Consider the following 15,855-nt stretch of genomic DNA (forward strand, 5'->3'; position numbering starts at 1 on the left):
TGTGTCAAAAAGACATTAAGGTGTCTTTTTGTATGTTGTTAATATGGAGTCTTAATGACTCCTTTGCTTGTCTTTTCCTTGATATATAAGTCTTTGTGTTGTGGCATGAATGTTGATTAGTGAGTATTAGACTCATATAAGGAACACGCTATGCATTTTGAAAGCACTCATTACAAACCTGAAATATTCTCCGAAAAGGTTGCGCTTCTTGTTACTCGACTTCTCAAAAAAACGCTTAACCTGTTTTATGGAAAACATTTAGCCAAACGTGCGATGTTGTTGGAAACCATTGCGGCTGTACCAGGCATGGTCGCAGGTGTATTTAACCACCTTAAAGCACTACGTCGTATGAAAGATGACGGCGGTTGGATTAAAGAGCTATTGGATGAAGCAGACAATGAACGGATGCATTTGATGATTTTCCTGACCGTTACCAAGCCATCCATTATAGAACGCATCTTAGTGATGTTACTGCAGTTTATCTTTCTCATCATCTACGGCGTTATCTACCTAGTTTCTTCTAAAACTGCGCATAGGATTGTCGGCTACTTTGAAGAGGAAGCCTGTAACAGTTATTCAGAGTACATATCCAAAATTGAAGAGGGGGCTCTGCCCAACCATCCAGCGCCAGAAATCGCGATTACCTATTATCGCCTACCTGAAGGCGCAACATTCTTAGATGTGCTTTTCCGTATCAGAGAGGATGAAGCTAAGCATCGCGACAAGAATCACGACATTGCCAATCTCTACAAAACGAAAGACTTACCTGAACATCAATGCTAATGCTCCTTTATTACTAAAATAAAGAAAAGCCCCTGCATCTTTCGATACAGGGGCTTACTTGTATTAGCTCTGCATTGGCTTATTCAATGTTCTGAATTTGCTCACGCATCTGTTCGATAAGAACCTTTAGCTCTACGCCAGATGCTGTGATGTCAGTGCTGATAGACTTAGACGCTAGCGTGTTTGATTCACGGTTGAACTCTTGCATCATGAAGTCCAGTTTACGGCCACATGCGCCGCCTTTCTTCAATACTGCATTGGCTTCTTTCACGTGAGAGTCAAGGCGGTCTAGCTCTTCGGCTACGTCTGACTTCTGTGCGAGTAAGATAAGCTCTTGCTCAACGCGAGAACCTTCAAGCTCAATTTTCGCTTCTTCAAATTTGTTAAGCAGTCGCTCACGTTGCCATTCTAGGATCTCAGGCATGCGTGCACGTACTTTTACCACTTCTTCAGTGATTGCATCTAAGCGCTGTACGATTAGCGCCTTCATGTTCTCACCTTCACGAGCACGAGCATCAATGAACTCTGCAATCGCATCGTTGAACGCTGCTAGCAGGTCTTTGTTGATCGCATCCATGTCTTGCTCAGGCGTTTCCATCACACCAGGCCAGTTCATTACTTGGAATGGATTCAGACGGCTCTCTTCACCTGTCATGGTCATCACTTGGTTCGCCGCATTGATCACTTGCTGCGCCAAACCTTCGTTGATGCTTAGCTCGCCTTTTGCTGCTGGGTTAGCTTCAAAGCGTAGGTTACATTCTACTTTGCCGCGCGCTAGGCGCTTACGGAAACGCTCGCGTAGGATTGGCTCTAAACCACGGAACTGTTCAGGCATACGGAAGTAAGTTTCTAGGTAGCGCTGGTTTACACTACGGATTTCCCATACTGCGCTGCCCCAATCGCCTTTTACTTCTTTGCGTGCGTACGCGGTCATACTATAAATCATCGAATTTTCCTGTCTTTTATCATTCTGAAAATAACGCGCACGCATAGTATCACGATACGGGTGACAGCCGAAGCTCATCACTTTTGCTAAGGAATCACTTTTCTTGAACAGCGTCTTCGAATGGTAAATAGCTTTGCACGATAAACTGCTATATAATCTCGCCCCAATCAAATATGTCTCACCCCTTTCTTAGGTGATGCACGCTTTCGATAGTAAATCACTTCAGACTGTTAATAAGGTAGATACCAATGCGTCCAAATGACCGCGCTGTAGATCAAATTCGTCCAATTAAAATTACTCGTAACTACACAGCTTATGCTGAGGGTTCTGTATTAGTTGAGTTCGGCAACACTAAAGTTCTATGTAATGCGACGGTAGAAGAAAACGTACCGCGTTGGTTGAAAGGTCAAGGAAAGGGTTGGGTAACGGCTGAATACGGCATGCTGCCACGTGCAACGCACACTCGTAACCGTCGTGAAGCAGCGAGCGGTAAGCAAGGTGGTCGCACGATGGAAATCCAACGCCTGATCGCTCGTAGCCTACGTGCTGTTGTGGATCTTAAAGCGATGGGTGAAATAATGATCACTGTTGATTGTGATGTTATTCAAGCAGACGGCGGTACACGTACTGCGTCTATCTCTGGCGCAAGCGTAGCAATGGCTGACGCAATCAAGAGCCTATTAGACAGCGGTAAACTGAAAAAGAACCCAATGAAAGGCCACGTAGCGGCAGTTTCAGTGGGTATCGTTGGTGCAGAAGCACTGTGTGACCTTGAATACGTTGAAGACTCAGCAGCCGATACAGATATGAACGTTGTAATGACGGAAGACGGTAAGATGATTGAGATTCAAGGTACCGCAGAAGGCGAACCGTTCAGCCACGAAGAGCTGATGAAGCTTTTAGCCCTGGCGAATAAGGGCATTGCCGATATCGTCGAAGCGCAGAAAGCAGCGTTGGCCGACTAGTCATTTTTAATAGCTCCCAATTTGGGGGCTATTTTTTTGTCTGTAAAACCCGAAAGGGTGGTACAGAGCGTAAGTTAAGTTTTATTGAGTAAACATAGAGGATGAGCATGAAAGCATATCAACGTGAATTTATTGAATTTGCACTAGAGAAAGAAGTACTTAAGTTTGGTGAGTTTACTTTAAAGTCTGGCCGTAAGAGCCCTTACTTCTTCAATGCTGGATTGTTTAACACAGGCCGTGACCTAGCGCGCTTAGGTCGTTTCTACGCAGCAGCACTGGCGGATTCTGGTATTGAATTTGATGTACTGTTTGGCCCTGCATACAAAGGTATCCCAATCGCAACGACAACAGCTGTTGCACTGGCCGATCACCACGATGTAGACACGCCTTACTGCTTTAACCGCAAAGAAGCAAAAGACCACGGTGAAGGTGGCAACCTAGTCGGTAGCGCACTGGAAGGTCGCATCATGCTGGTGGACGACGTAATCACTGCAGGTACTGCAATTCGTGAATCGATGGAAATCATCCAAGCGAATGGTGCTGATCTAGCGGGCGTTCTTGTTGCGATTGACCGCCAAGAGAAAGGTAAAGGTGAGCTATCTGCGATTCAAGAAGTAGAACGTGACTTTGGTTGTGCGATTATCTCTATCGTTAGCCTGACTGACCTAGTAACTTTCCTTGAAGAGAAGGGCACTGACGCAGCGCACCTTGAAGCAGTGAAAGCGTACCGCGCTCAGTACGGCATCTAATACAATTTGTTATAGCTATAGAATGCAAAAGGGGCTGATGAATCATCAGCCCCTTTTCTTTTGGTTCAGAATAGTATTTATAGCGGCTACTCTACTTATAACGAATACCGCGTTCAGCTTCTGGGTCTTCCATGGTTTTGAAACGTTTGTGTAGCCACATCCACTGTTCTGGTGCACGTAAGATGATTTTCTCAAGGTAGCTATTCATGTAAACAGCAGCTGCTTTCTCATCTTTTTGCGGGTAGTTATCTTCGATGGACTCATCGGCCATGATTTCATATTTGCCGTTGTCGTTTCTAAAGCCAGAACCTGGAACAATCGCGCAGCGGCTGGTGTAAGCCAGAATGCTAGTACCAGTCGTCGTACACGCATCAGGCACTGCGAAGAAAGGCACAAATACAGATTTATTGCGACCGTAATCATGATCAGGAAGGTAGAAGAGGATCTCACCCTGACGCAAGATTCGGATCATGCGCTTCACATCTTTACGGTGAATGAGGCGGTTGCCGTTTTGGGTACGACCGCGGTACTGAATGAACTCATAAGCAGGGTTGTTGTGTGGACGATACACCCCTAAGCCAGGAATACCGAGTACAGCCATCGCTCGTGCGGTGATCTCTAGGTTCAAGGCATGCACACAGCAGAGAAGAACACCTTTGCCATTGGCTTTGTGCGTACGCAGCATCTGAGTGTCTTTGTCTACTAAGATTCGCTTGAAGCGCCACGTCGGCCAGAACCAAGTAATACCGGTTTCGATCAGCGCCATACCCGTATTCTTAAAGTTCTCGCTCACCATAGCCGCAACTTCATTTGCTGGCTTGTCTGGGAAGGCGAGTTCTAAATTGCGAGTGGCGACTGCGACGCGCTTTTTGCCATAACGAGCGCCTAAAGTGCCCAATGAGCGGCCTAACAGTAATAACAGGCGGTAAGGTAGAACGTTAACGATAAGCGCCAACAACCCAAAGCCGAACCATACTCCCCAATATTTAGGGTGAAGCAGTGCCAGTGTAAAAGGCGGCTTAGTAATAACGTGTTGTGCAGTGCTGCTTGTCGGAGAAGTTTTCGTCATAACCATCACTTAAAGTTGGATTGCTACTTAATCTGAGCGCTGAGTAGTGCCCAATAAGCATCGAAGTTTTCTGTTGGTTGATACTTGAAGTCAGAACGCACAAAGCGATTTAGGCTGCCTTCAACTTGGCCGAGCAATTGTGCCGCTAAGATTTTCTCATCAACCGGGAATGATTTCCCTTCACGAAGCTTTCTTTCTCGCAGAATTTGGCGAAGTTGAGTCTCAATGCGTTCGAATAGCTGATTGATGCGGTCACGTAGGCGCTCGTTTTCAAACATTAGAGCATGGCCAGATAAAATTCGAGTCAGGCCTGGGTTACGTTCTGAGAAAACTAAGATCAGTTGCAGTACTAGGCGTATGCGCTCTAGCGTGTCTTTCTCTTCATCCAGAATGCGGTTGATTCGAGACATCAAGGCTTCTTCAATAAACTCGATAAGGCCTTCAAACATGCGAGCTTTGCTAGGGAAGTGGCGGTAAAGTGCTGCTTCAGAAACGCCAACTTGCTTGGCTAATTTTACCGTCGTGATACGAGAAGCACCTTCGGTCGATTCCAACATTTGTGCGAGAGCTTGTAGGATTTCTTCACGACGGTTTGATTTTCGAGTACCAGCCATCTATTTACTTCCTTTCCTAAAGATGAGGATTGAGTGAAGAAGGATTATAAACACCATTCAATTCTGTTTCCTAGTTTTGTAAGCCCTAGGTCAACAGAATCGAGAGGTGTCAGCAGATTGTCAGCTCAAAATTGTCTATTTATCCGACAATATTGCTCTAATCAGTGAGTTAGTGATTCTTTTCTAGCAGTTGTTGGATCTGCTCAAGGATCTGGAATCCAAGCGCACCTTTGCTATCCAATGGCAGAGATTTATCGCCACCTTTCCAATAAAGGTGCAATTCGTTGCTGCTACTATTGAAGCCTTGGCCTTCAACAGACACATCATTAGCGCAAATCATATCCAGGTTCTTTCGCTCTAGCTTACCGCGAGCATATTTCTCAACGTCTTGCGTTTCAGCCGCAAACCCTACTGTAAATGGGCGGCCTTCAGTCATTGCCGCGACAGAAGCGACGATATCTGGGTTTTTCACCATGTGAATCGTCATGTCATCTTTACCATCTACTTTTTTAAGTTTCTGGTCTGCAATGGTTTCAGGGCGGTAATCAGCAACGGCGGCGCAGCTGATGAAAACATCGTGTTGGGCGGCGTGAGCAGTAACGGCATCAAACATCTGTTGAGCACTATCGACATCGACGCGAGTCACTTTTTCTGGAGTAGCGAGTGACACAGGGCCGCTCACTAAAGTGACCGTCGCACCTTGTTTAGCAGCGGCTTCAGCTAATGCATAGCCCATTTTCCCTGAGCTATGGTTGGTGATGTAACGCACTGGGTCAATAGCTTCACGAGTTGGTCCTGCAGTAATAAGTACAGAGCAGCCAGCAAGTGGTTTAGGTTGGAAGAAGTCTTCACAGCGGTGTACAAGCTGCATTGGCTCTAACATGCGGCCCATGCCTACATCACCACACGCTTGTTCGCCAGCCGCTGGGCCCCAAATCTCACAACCACGACGTTTTAGCGTCGCGATGTTCTCTTGAGTGGCAGGGTGACTGTACATCTGTTGGTTCATTGCTGGCGATACCGCAACTGGCGCATCGGTCGCTAAAACCAATGTGGTCAGTAGGTCATTGCCCATGCCAGCAGTCATACGTGCAATAAGATCGGCAGTCGCCGGTGCCAACAATACTAAGTCAGCCCATTTTGCGAGTTCGATGTGACCCATTGAAGCTTCAGCAGCAGGATCAAGCAAACTATCAGACACTGGCCTTCCCGAGACCGCTTGCATGGTCAGTGGAGTGATGAACTCTTTGGCTGCATTGGTCATGACGACCTGCACTTGTGCCCCACGTTCAACCAAGCGTCGAGTCAGCTCGGCACATTTGTAAGCAGCGATACCACCACTAATACCAAGAAGAATTTTTTTCCCTGCTAGGCCTGGTTGGTCAGCGTTACTCAGTGGATTAACCTGTGTTTGCATGATTCTGTTCCTTAATTTTTCTGCGACTTACGATATCAGAACAAAGGATGAGTGCCTAGAAGCAGAACTTGAACAGACTTGACGCTCATCAAATTGGCGTTATCAAACTTATCAATTACACGGTTTTGTTGGTGGCTCGGCTGACTTTATCTCTATTTAATGATCTCTGGATACTAGCTGGTTACGCTGATGGGTTATGTTCATAAGCAATGGATTTGCTCTTCTATGCCGATAAATAAAATGCCTGCAGAGTCGATGCCAAGAGAGAAACTGCTTACTCGAGGGCCAGATTCTTTGAGTGATGCTGAGCTGCTAGCCATCTTTCTTCGAACGGGCACGCAAGGAATGAACGTTCTAGAGCTGGCAGATAAGCTGCTCAAGGACTTTGGCTCGCTTAGGCACCTTTTTTCTGCAACACAAGCTGAGTTCTGTGCTCATAAAGGGATGGGGCAGGCGAAGTATGTTCAATTGCAAGCCGTACTGGAGATGACGCAGCGTTATCTCGCAGAGACCTTATCTCGAGGCGATGCACTGACCAGCCCGAGTCATACCAAACTCTATCTCTCAAGTATGTTGCGCGACCGCCAGCGAGAAGCCTTCTATATACTGTTTCTTGATAACCAAAATAGAGTAATAAAGGATGAAGTGATGTTTGAGGGGACGATTGATGCTGCATCGGTTTATCCTAGAGAGGTCGTTAAACGGGCACTTCACCATAATGCTGCCGCCCTCATATTGGCACATAACCACCCTTCGGGTATTGCAGAGCCAAGCCAAGCAGACAGACGAATAACTCGTCGATTGACTGATGCCTTAGCGCTGGTGGACATTCGAATTCTCGACCATTTTGTGGTCGGAGACGGCGAAGTTGTCTCTTTTGCTGAGCGCGGATGGATTTGAATCACATTTTAGGTTGTTAACTACGTTAAATCTGCTATCATTCCGCCCACATTTTTAGACCTAAAATCAGCTCTGATTACTCAAGCAAGCTGCGCTGCACAAAAAAAGATCACGAAATCCGCAAAAAGGATCTGTTCGGGTCTTGAGCAATGCGTGTCAAGTTAGTATAATGCGCGACCTTTGATAGCCTTGTATGGATTTTCCATAACGGTTTTTACCTTCTATTTTAATTGATAGAGAGGTTCGGCCACCAAGGTTGATATCGAGCTGAAACGATTGGAGAAGACATTCATGTCCCGAGTATGCCAAGTAACTGGTAAGCGTCCAGTAACGGGTAACAACCGTTCACACGCACGCAATGCTACTAAGCGCCGTTTTCTGCCGAACCTACAAACTCATCGTTTCTGGGTAGAGAGCGAAAAACGTTTTGTTAAACTACGTCTAACTGCTAAAGGCATGCGTATCATTGATAAGAAAGGCATCGATGCTGTTCTTGTTGATATCCGTGCACGTGGCGAAAACGTTTAAGAGGAATTAAGCAATGGCTAAAGGCATTCGTGAGAAAATTCGTCTAGTATCTTCTGCAGGTACTGGTCACTTCTACACAACTGATAAGAACAAGCGTAACATGCCAGGCAAATTTGAGATCAAAAAGTTTGATCCAGTAGTTCGCCAACACGTTATGTACAAAGAAGCGAAAATCAAGTAATTGATGCTTTTTTGGCTCTTCTTCAGTAGAAGAAAGAATTGAAAAACCCAGCTTAATCGCTGGGTTTTTTTATGCCCAAAATTTGGTGACTTCATGTACTTTTTAGTCTTTATAAGGATCTAGCCGGTACAAATAGCAACATAGAAAGTATCGCCACTTTCACGATATACTGAAGGCTCAATAGGTTAGATGGCAGAATCAGATGAGATATCGTGGACGCAGGTGGAACAACATACTCATGTTAAGCGTGATCGCTTTTATTGGGGTGCTCAACCTTCCGACTTTGATCAAAGCGTATCTTATCGAGCCAGAACCTGAGCAACAGGTTAGTAGCCCTTATCCCTACCTGTTAAATCCTGGAGCCGAGTTGCAAGCGTTGCACTTTGCTAAGTGGTCATTGGTACTCGAAGATGGTCAGTGGGGTTATCAATTGAAAGGTTCCGCCCCAGCTCAAAGCATTAGCGCTCAAGAACGCGCTCAACGCTGGCAACAGCTTGTTGGTACCGAGGTTGACTCGCAAACCTATACTGACCTTGCTTCTCAGCTTACTACCCCACACACCATAGAAGTGTGGTATCAAGACCAAGAAGAGCCTCAACGTATTACTTATTATCAGCTGCCTGAGTTTTGGTTGTTAAAAAACTGGAATGATCAGTGGTTGGCGGTGTCTATTGAAGAGAGCTACCTGTTTCCAAGTCTTAGCCAAGACAATCCCTCAACATCGGACGATTAGATTATGCCTGAATTACCCGAAGTCGAAGTAAGCCGCATGGGGATCTCGCCTCATTTAGTCGGCGAGACCATTAAGACACTGACCTTTCGTACGCCAAAGCTGCGTTGGGATATCCCACAAGAGCTTAAAAAGCTAGAAGGGCAGGTGATTCGTGCGATCTCGCGTCGTGCTAAGTACCTGTTGATTGAAACTGATACAGGTACTGCAATTGTTCATCTTGGAATGTCTGGATCACTGCGCGTATTAGATGCCGATTTCCCGGCGGCAAAGCACGATCACGTGGATCTCAAGCTGACTAACGGCAAAGTACTGCGCTATAACGATCCGCGTCGTTTTGGCGCTTGGTTGTGGTCGGCGCCTGATGAAGTTCACTCTGTGTTGCTTGGCTCTGGACCTGAGCCGTTAACCGACGATTTTAATGCTGACTACACCGCTGAGAAGGCAGAAAAGCGTAAAGTTGCGGTCAAGCAGTTCATCATGGACAACAAAGTGGTGGTCGGTGTCGGGAATATCTACGCTAATGAAGCTTTGTTCTCTGCAAAAATCCACCCGTTACGATCGGCAAACAAAGTAACCAAAGCTGAATGGATCTTGTTAACCGATGAGATCAAACAAGTGCTCGCGACGGCTATTAAGCAAGGTGGCACGACGTTGAAAGATTTTTCTCAGGCGGACGGTAAACCAGGCTACTTCGCACAAGAGCTGCAAGTGTATGGTAAAGCAGGTGAAAAGTGCCCAAGCTGCGAAGCGCTGATTCAAGAGCTAAAAATCGGTCAGCGCAATACGTTTTATTGCGAAGAGTGCCAAGTATAGAAAATCTGAACTCGTGTTCACTTTTTATTGCTAGTCGGTAGGCTAGCGAGTGGCTACAATTGTACTAATTATATGAATTGAGAATAGTAGAATGAAATATTTAGTAACTGGCGTTGCTGGTTTTATTGGCTCTGCAGTGTCAGAGAGACTATGTGCGGCAGGACATGAGGTTGTTGGTATCGATAACCTAAATGACTACTACGAAGTCTCTCTGAAACATGACCGCCTTAAGCGAATCGAACATGAAAACCTTACCTTTATCGAGCTTGATCTAGCTGATAGAGAAGGTATCGCTGATCTTTTCGCACAGCAAAAATTTGACCGCGTTATCCACTTAGCGGCACAAGCTGGCGTTCGTTACTCAATCGATAACCCAATGGCTTATGCGGACAGCAACCTTGTTGGTCACTTAGCTATTTTGGAAGGCTGCCGTCATAACAAGGTTGAACACCTAGTTTATGCTTCTTCAAGCTCGGTATATGGTCTGAACCAGAAAATGCCATTCCACACGGCAGATAGCGTTGACCACCCGATTTCATTGTACGCAGCGACTAAGAAGTCGAATGAGCTGATGGCGCATACCTATTCTCATCTATACGATGTGCCGACAACAGGTCTACGCTTCTTTACGGTTTACGGCCCTTGGAGCCGCCCTGATATGGCGATGTTTAAGTTTGCGAACTTAATCGTGGCGGGTAAAGAGATCGACATTTACAACAACGGCGACATGATGCGTGACTTCACTTATATCGATGATATCGTTGAAGGCATTATTCGTGTACAAGACCGAATTCCAGCAAAACAGCCAGATTGGACAGTAGAGCAAGGTTCACCAGCAACCAGCTCTGCACCATACCGTGTATTCAACATCGGCCATGGTAGCCCAGTTAAATTGATGGATTACATCGAAGCATTGGAAACTGCGTTAGGTATCGAAGCGAAGAAGAACTTCATGCCAATGCAACCTGGTGATGTATACGCAACTTACGCCGATACTGAGGATCTGTTTGAAGCAGTTGGCTACAAGCCTCAAGTTAAAATCCAAGAAGGCGCCAAAGCATTCGCGGATTGGTATAAGGCTTACTACTCACTGTAACCCCCAATTGTAGTTATAAAAAATAGCGCTCAATGAGCGCTATTTTTTTGTTTTTAATACAGGATTATTCCGTTTTTATTCTAAAACTTTGGGCTGTACTCTTTATTCAAGGTAAACAAGTGATTGATGTTTGTGACTAGATTGAGCACCATACTTTTCAATTTATTCATTAGTTTCATTGAAGCAACAAAGTAATTCTTTTCTCCTTGATGCTTACGGTTACCAATGATCGACGGCTTATCATTTCGTTGCATTCCTGCTTGATTGACACCAAACATCGGTTGATTGTGAATCCAAGTGTTTCTCAAGAATACATCAACAGGGTGTCTAAAGGTTTGACTATGTTTGATGAATGCTTTTGCGGCAGTAGGAGATAGCGCATAGCCAGCCGTCCCTTGAGGTACCTTTAAATATTTGACTAGGTTCTGTTTCTCGTACTTACAGACTGGATAATTTAATCTGTTCTTACTATTTTGTAATCGAATATACCCGCATTGTTCAATATGTTGTTTTGCGATGGTTAAAGTATTCCGAAAAGTATCTGCATCAATATCAACATGATCTTCGAAAACTAATATGGGTTCATTAAGTTCGACACACTTTTGCCAAACTAAGTAATGACTTGCATAGCATCCAACTTCGCCAATTGCGTGTGCTCTCCCCATATTGTATTGAAATTCATTGCTCTCAATTCTTTCGAGCAAAGGGTGTTCATCGACTCGAGCATCCACCCCAATAAAAAATTCAAAGTCAACCTGAACATCCTTAAGGGCAGTAGTTGTCGACTTTTGTCTACAATGATTATTTTTTAAGGTAATACAGTATGATTTCATAATGTTGTATTGATGTGTTTGTTGTTAGGGGAATATGTTAGCACCTACCTGTTTTGTTGCGATAGTTAGCCACTTTCCTGTAAGTGAGGGTTGTGATTGATGTCAACAATCCTAGAACTAATGAGGTTAATTTGTTACTAAAGATGTGTTTGAGGTTCTTAACTGTAAAATCTATTACTCGCTGTAGTAATTGATTCATCCGAATTAAAAATAGCGCTCAATGAGCGCTATTTTTGTTTTTGAATACAGGATTATTTCACTGTTTTCAGTTTGATTTCATCTGCAACTTTCTGTGGCACAAACTGACTTATTTCCCCACCGTGTATCGCGACTTCACGAACAATAGTCGAAGATAGGAAAGCATACTCTTCCGAAGGGGTTAGGAACACGCTTTCAAGGCCGGGGAGTAGCTTGCGGTACATGCTAGTGAGACCGAACTCGTACTCAAAATCCATAGTTGTTCTTAGGCCACGTACCAATACGTTAGCTTTCTGCTCTTTGGCAAAGTCGACAAGTAAACCAGAAAAGCCTTCAACAGATACATTAGGTAAGTGAGACACGGCATCACGCAACAGCTCTACTCGTTCATCTAACTGAAACATGGTCTTTTTGCTTGGACTCGCGGCTACTCCCACCGTGATATGATCAAACATGCTTGCAGCTCGGACAATAATATCGAGGTGACCATTGGTTACCGGATCGAAAGTGCCTGGGTAGATAACGTGAGTGGTCATATTAGCTGTCCTTGCTTGGTGTTTTAATAGAGTTTAAGGCTTTATCGAGTTTCTGCTGTACCATGTCGAGCGTGATGTCTTTCATCAGATCATCGCCTTTTGCTCGAGTTCCCCACGGAAGGTCTTTAACCGGTTTCCCTTGTTGCGCCTCTACATGTTGTTGATAAACACTGACTACGATATCAAGGTCATTGTAGGGCCCTGTTCTTCGAGGATCACTGTGTGCGTATAACCCGATGACAGGTGTTGATTGTGTCGTTGCCAGATGTGCTGGACCGGTATCTGGTGCGATTACCACGGTCGCATGCTTGAGTACTGCGGTGAGCTGTTTTAGGTGAGTTTTACCAATTAAGTTGATGATAGGAGATTGGCATAGCGCTTCGATGTCGTTACCAAGGTTTACTTCTCTTGGTGCTGGAGAGCCACACAGTACCACTTGCATCCCTTTTTCTACTGCATAATCGGCAATAGCGGCATATCGCTCAGTTAACCAGTTACGTGAATCTTTGCTTGCGGCAGGAGAGATAACCAAGGTTTGTTTCCCAGCCATGGTGTCGATGGCTAGTTGTTCGTCTTCCTGTGTTAAAGGAATATCCCACAGGGGTTTATCGAAGGGTACACCAATGTAGCGAGCAAACTCGGCAAAGTTATCTAACACATGAAACTTATCTGAAATAGGCAGGTGGCGATTAGTAAAGAGTGATTGCATTTCACGAGTACGGTTTTTGCCAAACCCTACTTTACACTTCGCCTTTATTCCCCAGGAAAGTACGCTGGCTCTGAGTGCGGCTTGCATGTGTAGCAGCGCATCAAATTTTCGATCTGACAATTGGCGCCATAGTTCACGCATTCCTTTGAAGCCTTGTTTCTTATCGAAAATAATTACCTCAATACCCGGCAGGTCGCCGATCAGCATGGCTTCTATTTTCCCGGTTATCCAAGTAATTTTCGTTTCAGGCCACTGCTTCTGGATGGCTTGAACCACAGAAATAGCATGACAAACATCGCCAATCGCGGATAGGCGAAGTATGCAAAGAGATTGAGGTGCAGTTGAGAACAGTGACATAAAGAGCCCAAAAAAGTGAATAACATCAGAATTATGCAGATACTCGCATTAGTTGTAAAATAGCAATGACGAAAAGCGACCCAAAGGCCTCATAGATGGAAACGATTAACACTAAGAACCAAACAATTTGGTATGACCCTGAGCTTCTGGCACAAGTGCCGGAGGGTGAGATGGTTCAGATCTTTGAGGCAGAATACTGGCAGCAACGTGAGTCTATTTCAGGGAGTGCACAGGGGCGTGGTACCACCTGGTTTATTCAACTTGATGGAATGCAAGCCGCGTTGCGTCACTATCGCCGTGGTGGGCTATTTGGCAAACTCGTCGAGGACCAATATCGATTTTCTGACTGGGAAAGCACGCGCTGTGCGATGGAGCTTAATGTTCTTAAGGTACTAGCTAATGCAGGTGTGAATGTACCTAAGCCGATTGCCGCTCGGGCGACGAAAAGCGGGCTTTTTTATCGTGCAGATCTGATGTCGGAACGAATTCCCAATGCGAAAGATCTGGTTGATGTCTTGGTTTCTGATCCGATACGTGCGGATGTTTATCAAAAGATTGGCCGCGAGATACGCAAAATGCACGATGCTGGGGTTAATCACACTGATCTCAACATTCATAATATCCTGCTTGATGATTCACAAAAGGTGTGGATTATTGACTTTGATAAGTGTGGTCAGCAAGCGGGTGATGACTGGAAAGAAGGTAACTTGAGTCGCTTAAAGCGCTCATTCCTAAAAGAAGTGAACAAGCGCCAGATTCAATGGCAAGAGTCAGATTGGGAGCCTCTTTTAACAGGCTACCAAGGCTAACGAAATCGAATGGTTTTTAGGGCGTATTGACCTTTTGCGGTTAAATTTTGTTCGGATGGGGACGCCTAGTCAAAAGCGTTTTTATCGCGGCGAGGGGGAAGTAGCCTAGTCATTCTAAGCAAATCTCCCTTAACAAAGAGTAAAGTGCTTTTTGCGGGGGCGTCTAGCTCGAACCCTTCGGGCAGCGTTTGCTGGTCATTTCTACTACGTTATCGGCTTATCATGTAGGCTAGCTACACATCAAAGCCTCTGCCTTGTATAAATACCCAGCAACTCGCTGCAAAAATCAGCTCAAAAGATCAACACGCCCTAGTCAATAATATATTGTAAGGTGCTATCCAACGCCCCTCGGTTCTGCTCAACCACTTGATAAGCCGCTAAGCCCCTGTCTTGACACAAATCAGGGTGGGTAAATAGCTCTCTGAGCTGGTCAGTAATTTCATTGCTGTTTTGACAAATAGTAACAGCATTCGCCTCAAGCAGTTTGTCGGTGATTTCGCTAAAATTAAAGTAACTAGGGCCATTCAGTAGAGGTAACTTCAGGGCTGCTGGCTCTAGCAAGTTATGCCCTCCTACTTTATCTCCAACAAGGCTTCCGCCCATAAAACAGACATCAGCACCGCCGAGTAGTACCAACATTTCGCCCATGGTATCAGCGATATAGACTTCAACATCAGATGTTAATCGCTGCTGACTCGTTCGAGTTATAGTGTTGAAGTCGTGCTGCTTAGTGAGCTCTGCCACTTGGTTAAATCGCTCAGGGTGGCGAGGAACGATCATCAGCAACGCATTTGGATTGTCTTTAAGAAGTTGCTTATGAGCATCTAAAACAATGTCGTCTTCACCTTGATGAGTGCTAGCAGCAATCCAGACATCGCGATCAAAACCTATCTGTTTCCTCAATGCTTTGCCTTTTTCAACGTGTTCAGTAGAGACTTCAATATCAAACTTGATTGAGCCCGTCACATGCACAGATGCTTTATCTAGGCCTAGCCTTACAAAACGTTCCGCATCACTAGGGTACTGACAGAGTACCTGAGAAAGGTTATTAGCTAGAAGGTTAAACACGGGTTGGAATTTGGCGTAGCGTTGGCATGAACGTTCAGAAAGGCGAGCGTTGAGTACTGATATAGGAATCCCAGCTTTCGCCACGCAATGTAGCGTGTTTGGCCAAAGCTCTGTTTCCATAATCAACATCTGCTTTGGCTGTACTGATTTAAGGAAGCCTCGTACACACCAAGAAAAATCAATCGGCATGTAGCGATGTTCGACCAAATCACCAAGCTTGTCTATTTGCTCAGCACCTGTGCTGGTTGTCGTGGTAACAATGATGGCTTGATTTGGTTCTCTCTGCCTCAATTGCTTGATAATAGGTATCGCAGCAATAGATTCACCCACCGACACCGCATGAATCCAGATAGGGCTTTTACCTTGAACTTGCGGCGTGATACCGAAATGCTCTTTCCAGCGCTTGCCGAAACTTGGTTTGCCGGGTTTGCTCTTATAAAGCCCATAGAGGAGTAGTGGAGAGGCCAATGACAATATAAGAGTGTATATAAGCCGTATAAGCATAAGAACAGTGACACCAGAGGGTAAAATCAGTAATGAGAAGAGTATTT

Annotated in this window: 18 protein-coding genes; 10 read left to right on the forward strand and 8 right to left on the reverse strand. The window is 45.2% G+C overall.

The genetic code is table 11. From position 1 onward, the window contains the following. Nucleotides 1-150: 150 nt before the first annotated feature. Entirely contained in the window at nucleotides 151-783 is a 633-nt protein-coding gene (locus F0251_RS04485; RefSeq protein WP_008224459.1) for an alternative oxidase, read from the forward strand. A gap of 79 nt (nucleotides 784-862) precedes the next feature. Here the strand turns inward: F0251_RS04485 and F0251_RS04490 are convergent, their stop codons facing one another. Continuing rightward, nucleotides 863-1,729 (reverse strand): YicC/YloC family endoribonuclease, encoded by an 867-nt coding sequence (locus tag F0251_RS04490; protein ID WP_061033127.1) that lies wholly within the window; start codon nucleotides 1,727-1,729, stop codon nucleotides 863-865. Between the two features lie 248 nt (nucleotides 1,730-1,977). On the opposite strand from F0251_RS04490, the gene rph reads away from it, so the two are divergent. Further along, the gene (gene rph / locus F0251_RS04495; RefSeq protein WP_061033128.1) at nucleotides 1,978-2,694 is read left to right on the forward strand and encodes a ribonuclease PH; all 717 of its coding nucleotides are present in this window, start codon (nucleotides 1,978-1,980) and stop codon (nucleotides 2,692-2,694) included. Nucleotides 2,695-2,801: 107 nt separating this feature from the next. After that, the gene (pyrE, locus tag F0251_RS04500) at nucleotides 2,802-3,443 is read left to right on the forward strand and encodes an orotate phosphoribosyltransferase (RefSeq protein ID WP_004741430.1); all 642 of its coding nucleotides are present in this window, start codon (nucleotides 2,802-2,804) and stop codon (nucleotides 3,441-3,443) included. A 91-nt stretch (nucleotides 3,444-3,534) separates the two neighbouring features. On the opposite strand, the gene lpxL is transcribed toward pyrE, so the two are convergent. From lpxL to coaBC, 3 genes are all read right to left on the reverse strand, one after another. Next, a complete protein-coding gene (gene lpxL, locus F0251_RS04505) occupies nucleotides 3,535-4,518 on the reverse strand; it encodes an LpxL/LpxP family Kdo(2)-lipid IV(A) lauroyl/palmitoleoyl acyltransferase (RefSeq protein ID WP_171730407.1) in 984 nt (327 codons plus the stop codon). A 17-nt stretch (nucleotides 4,519-4,535) separates the two neighbouring features. Then, nucleotides 4,536-5,126: a nucleoid occlusion factor SlmA gene (slmA, locus tag F0251_RS04510; RefSeq protein ID WP_004741428.1), complete on the reverse strand. Its 591-nt coding sequence runs from the start codon at nucleotides 5,124-5,126 to the stop codon at nucleotides 4,536-4,538. 169 nt (nucleotides 5,127-5,295) lie between these two features. Beyond that, nucleotides 5,296-6,543: a bifunctional phosphopantothenoylcysteine decarboxylase/phosphopantothenate--cysteine ligase CoaBC gene (gene coaBC, locus F0251_RS04515; protein ID WP_171730409.1), complete on the reverse strand. Its 1,248-nt coding sequence runs from the start codon at nucleotides 6,541-6,543 to the stop codon at nucleotides 5,296-5,298. A gap of 225 nt (nucleotides 6,544-6,768) precedes the next feature. Here coaBC and radC point away from each other — a divergent pair, with 225 nt between their 5' ends. The 6 genes from radC to F0251_RS04545 all read left to right on the forward strand — a co-directional run bounded on the left by radC (nucleotide 6,769) and on the right by F0251_RS04545 (nucleotide 10,794). Next, nucleotides 6,769-7,443: a DNA repair protein RadC gene (gene radC, locus F0251_RS04520; RefSeq protein ID WP_004741426.1), complete on the forward strand. Its 675-nt coding sequence runs from the start codon at nucleotides 6,769-6,771 to the stop codon at nucleotides 7,441-7,443. Between the two features lie 291 nt (nucleotides 7,444-7,734). Beyond that, nucleotides 7,735-7,971, forward strand: a complete 237-nt coding sequence (gene rpmB / locus F0251_RS04525) for a 50S ribosomal protein L28 (RefSeq protein ID WP_004728407.1) — start codon at nucleotides 7,735-7,737, stop codon at nucleotides 7,969-7,971. Nucleotides 7,972-7,984: 13 nt separating this feature from the next. Next, nucleotides 7,985-8,152 (forward strand): 50S ribosomal protein L33, encoded by a 168-nt coding sequence (gene rpmG, locus F0251_RS04530; protein WP_002535344.1) that lies wholly within the window; start codon nucleotides 7,985-7,987, stop codon nucleotides 8,150-8,152. 202 nt (nucleotides 8,153-8,354) lie between these two features. Beyond that, entirely contained in the window at nucleotides 8,355-8,885 is a 531-nt protein-coding gene (locus F0251_RS04535) for a hypothetical protein (protein WP_171730410.1), read from the forward strand. 3 nt (nucleotides 8,886-8,888) lie between these two features. Next, entirely contained in the window at nucleotides 8,889-9,698 is an 810-nt protein-coding gene (gene mutM / locus F0251_RS04540; RefSeq protein ID WP_171730412.1) for a bifunctional DNA-formamidopyrimidine glycosylase/DNA-(apurinic or apyrimidinic site) lyase, read from the forward strand. A gap of 91 nt (nucleotides 9,699-9,789) precedes the next feature. Beyond that, the gene (locus tag F0251_RS04545; RefSeq protein WP_171730413.1) at nucleotides 9,790-10,794 is read left to right on the forward strand and encodes an NAD-dependent epimerase; all 1,005 of its coding nucleotides are present in this window, start codon (nucleotides 9,790-9,792) and stop codon (nucleotides 10,792-10,794) included. Between the two features lie 80 nt (nucleotides 10,795-10,874). On the opposite strand, the gene F0251_RS04550 is transcribed toward F0251_RS04545, so the two are convergent. The 3 genes from F0251_RS04550 to F0251_RS04560 all read right to left on the reverse strand — a co-directional run bounded on the left by F0251_RS04550 (nucleotide 10,875) and on the right by F0251_RS04560 (nucleotide 13,427). Then, complete coding sequence (locus F0251_RS04550; protein WP_171730414.1) at nucleotides 10,875-11,627, reverse strand: glycosyltransferase family 25 protein; 753 nt, start codon at nucleotides 11,625-11,627, stop codon at nucleotides 10,875-10,877. Between the two features lie 251 nt (nucleotides 11,628-11,878). Then, nucleotides 11,879-12,361: a pantetheine-phosphate adenylyltransferase gene (coaD, locus tag F0251_RS04555; protein WP_171730415.1), complete on the reverse strand. Its 483-nt coding sequence runs from the start codon at nucleotides 12,359-12,361 to the stop codon at nucleotides 11,879-11,881. A 1-nt stretch (nucleotide 12,362) separates the two neighbouring features. Next, entirely contained in the window at nucleotides 12,363-13,427 is a 1,065-nt protein-coding gene (locus F0251_RS04560; RefSeq protein WP_171730416.1) for a glycosyltransferase family 9 protein, read from the reverse strand. Between the two features lie 95 nt (nucleotides 13,428-13,522). Between F0251_RS04560 and F0251_RS04565 the strand changes: the two genes are divergently transcribed. Next, on the forward strand, nucleotides 13,523-14,236 hold the full coding sequence (locus F0251_RS04565) for a 3-deoxy-D-manno-octulosonic acid kinase (RefSeq protein ID WP_171730417.1): 714 nt from the start codon (nucleotides 13,523-13,525) through the stop codon (nucleotides 14,234-14,236). Between the two features lie 309 nt (nucleotides 14,237-14,545). Here the strand turns inward: F0251_RS04565 and waaA are convergent, their stop codons facing one another. After that, complete coding sequence (gene waaA / locus F0251_RS04570) at nucleotides 14,546-15,808, reverse strand: lipid IV(A) 3-deoxy-D-manno-octulosonic acid transferase (protein ID WP_171730418.1); 1,263 nt, start codon at nucleotides 15,806-15,808, stop codon at nucleotides 14,546-14,548. Nucleotides 15,809-15,855 lie beyond the last annotated feature (47 nt).

Source organism: Vibrio sp. 070316B (genome assembly GCF_013114115.1).
GTDB lineage: Bacteria > Pseudomonadota > Gammaproteobacteria > Enterobacterales > Vibrionaceae > Vibrio > Vibrio chagasii_B.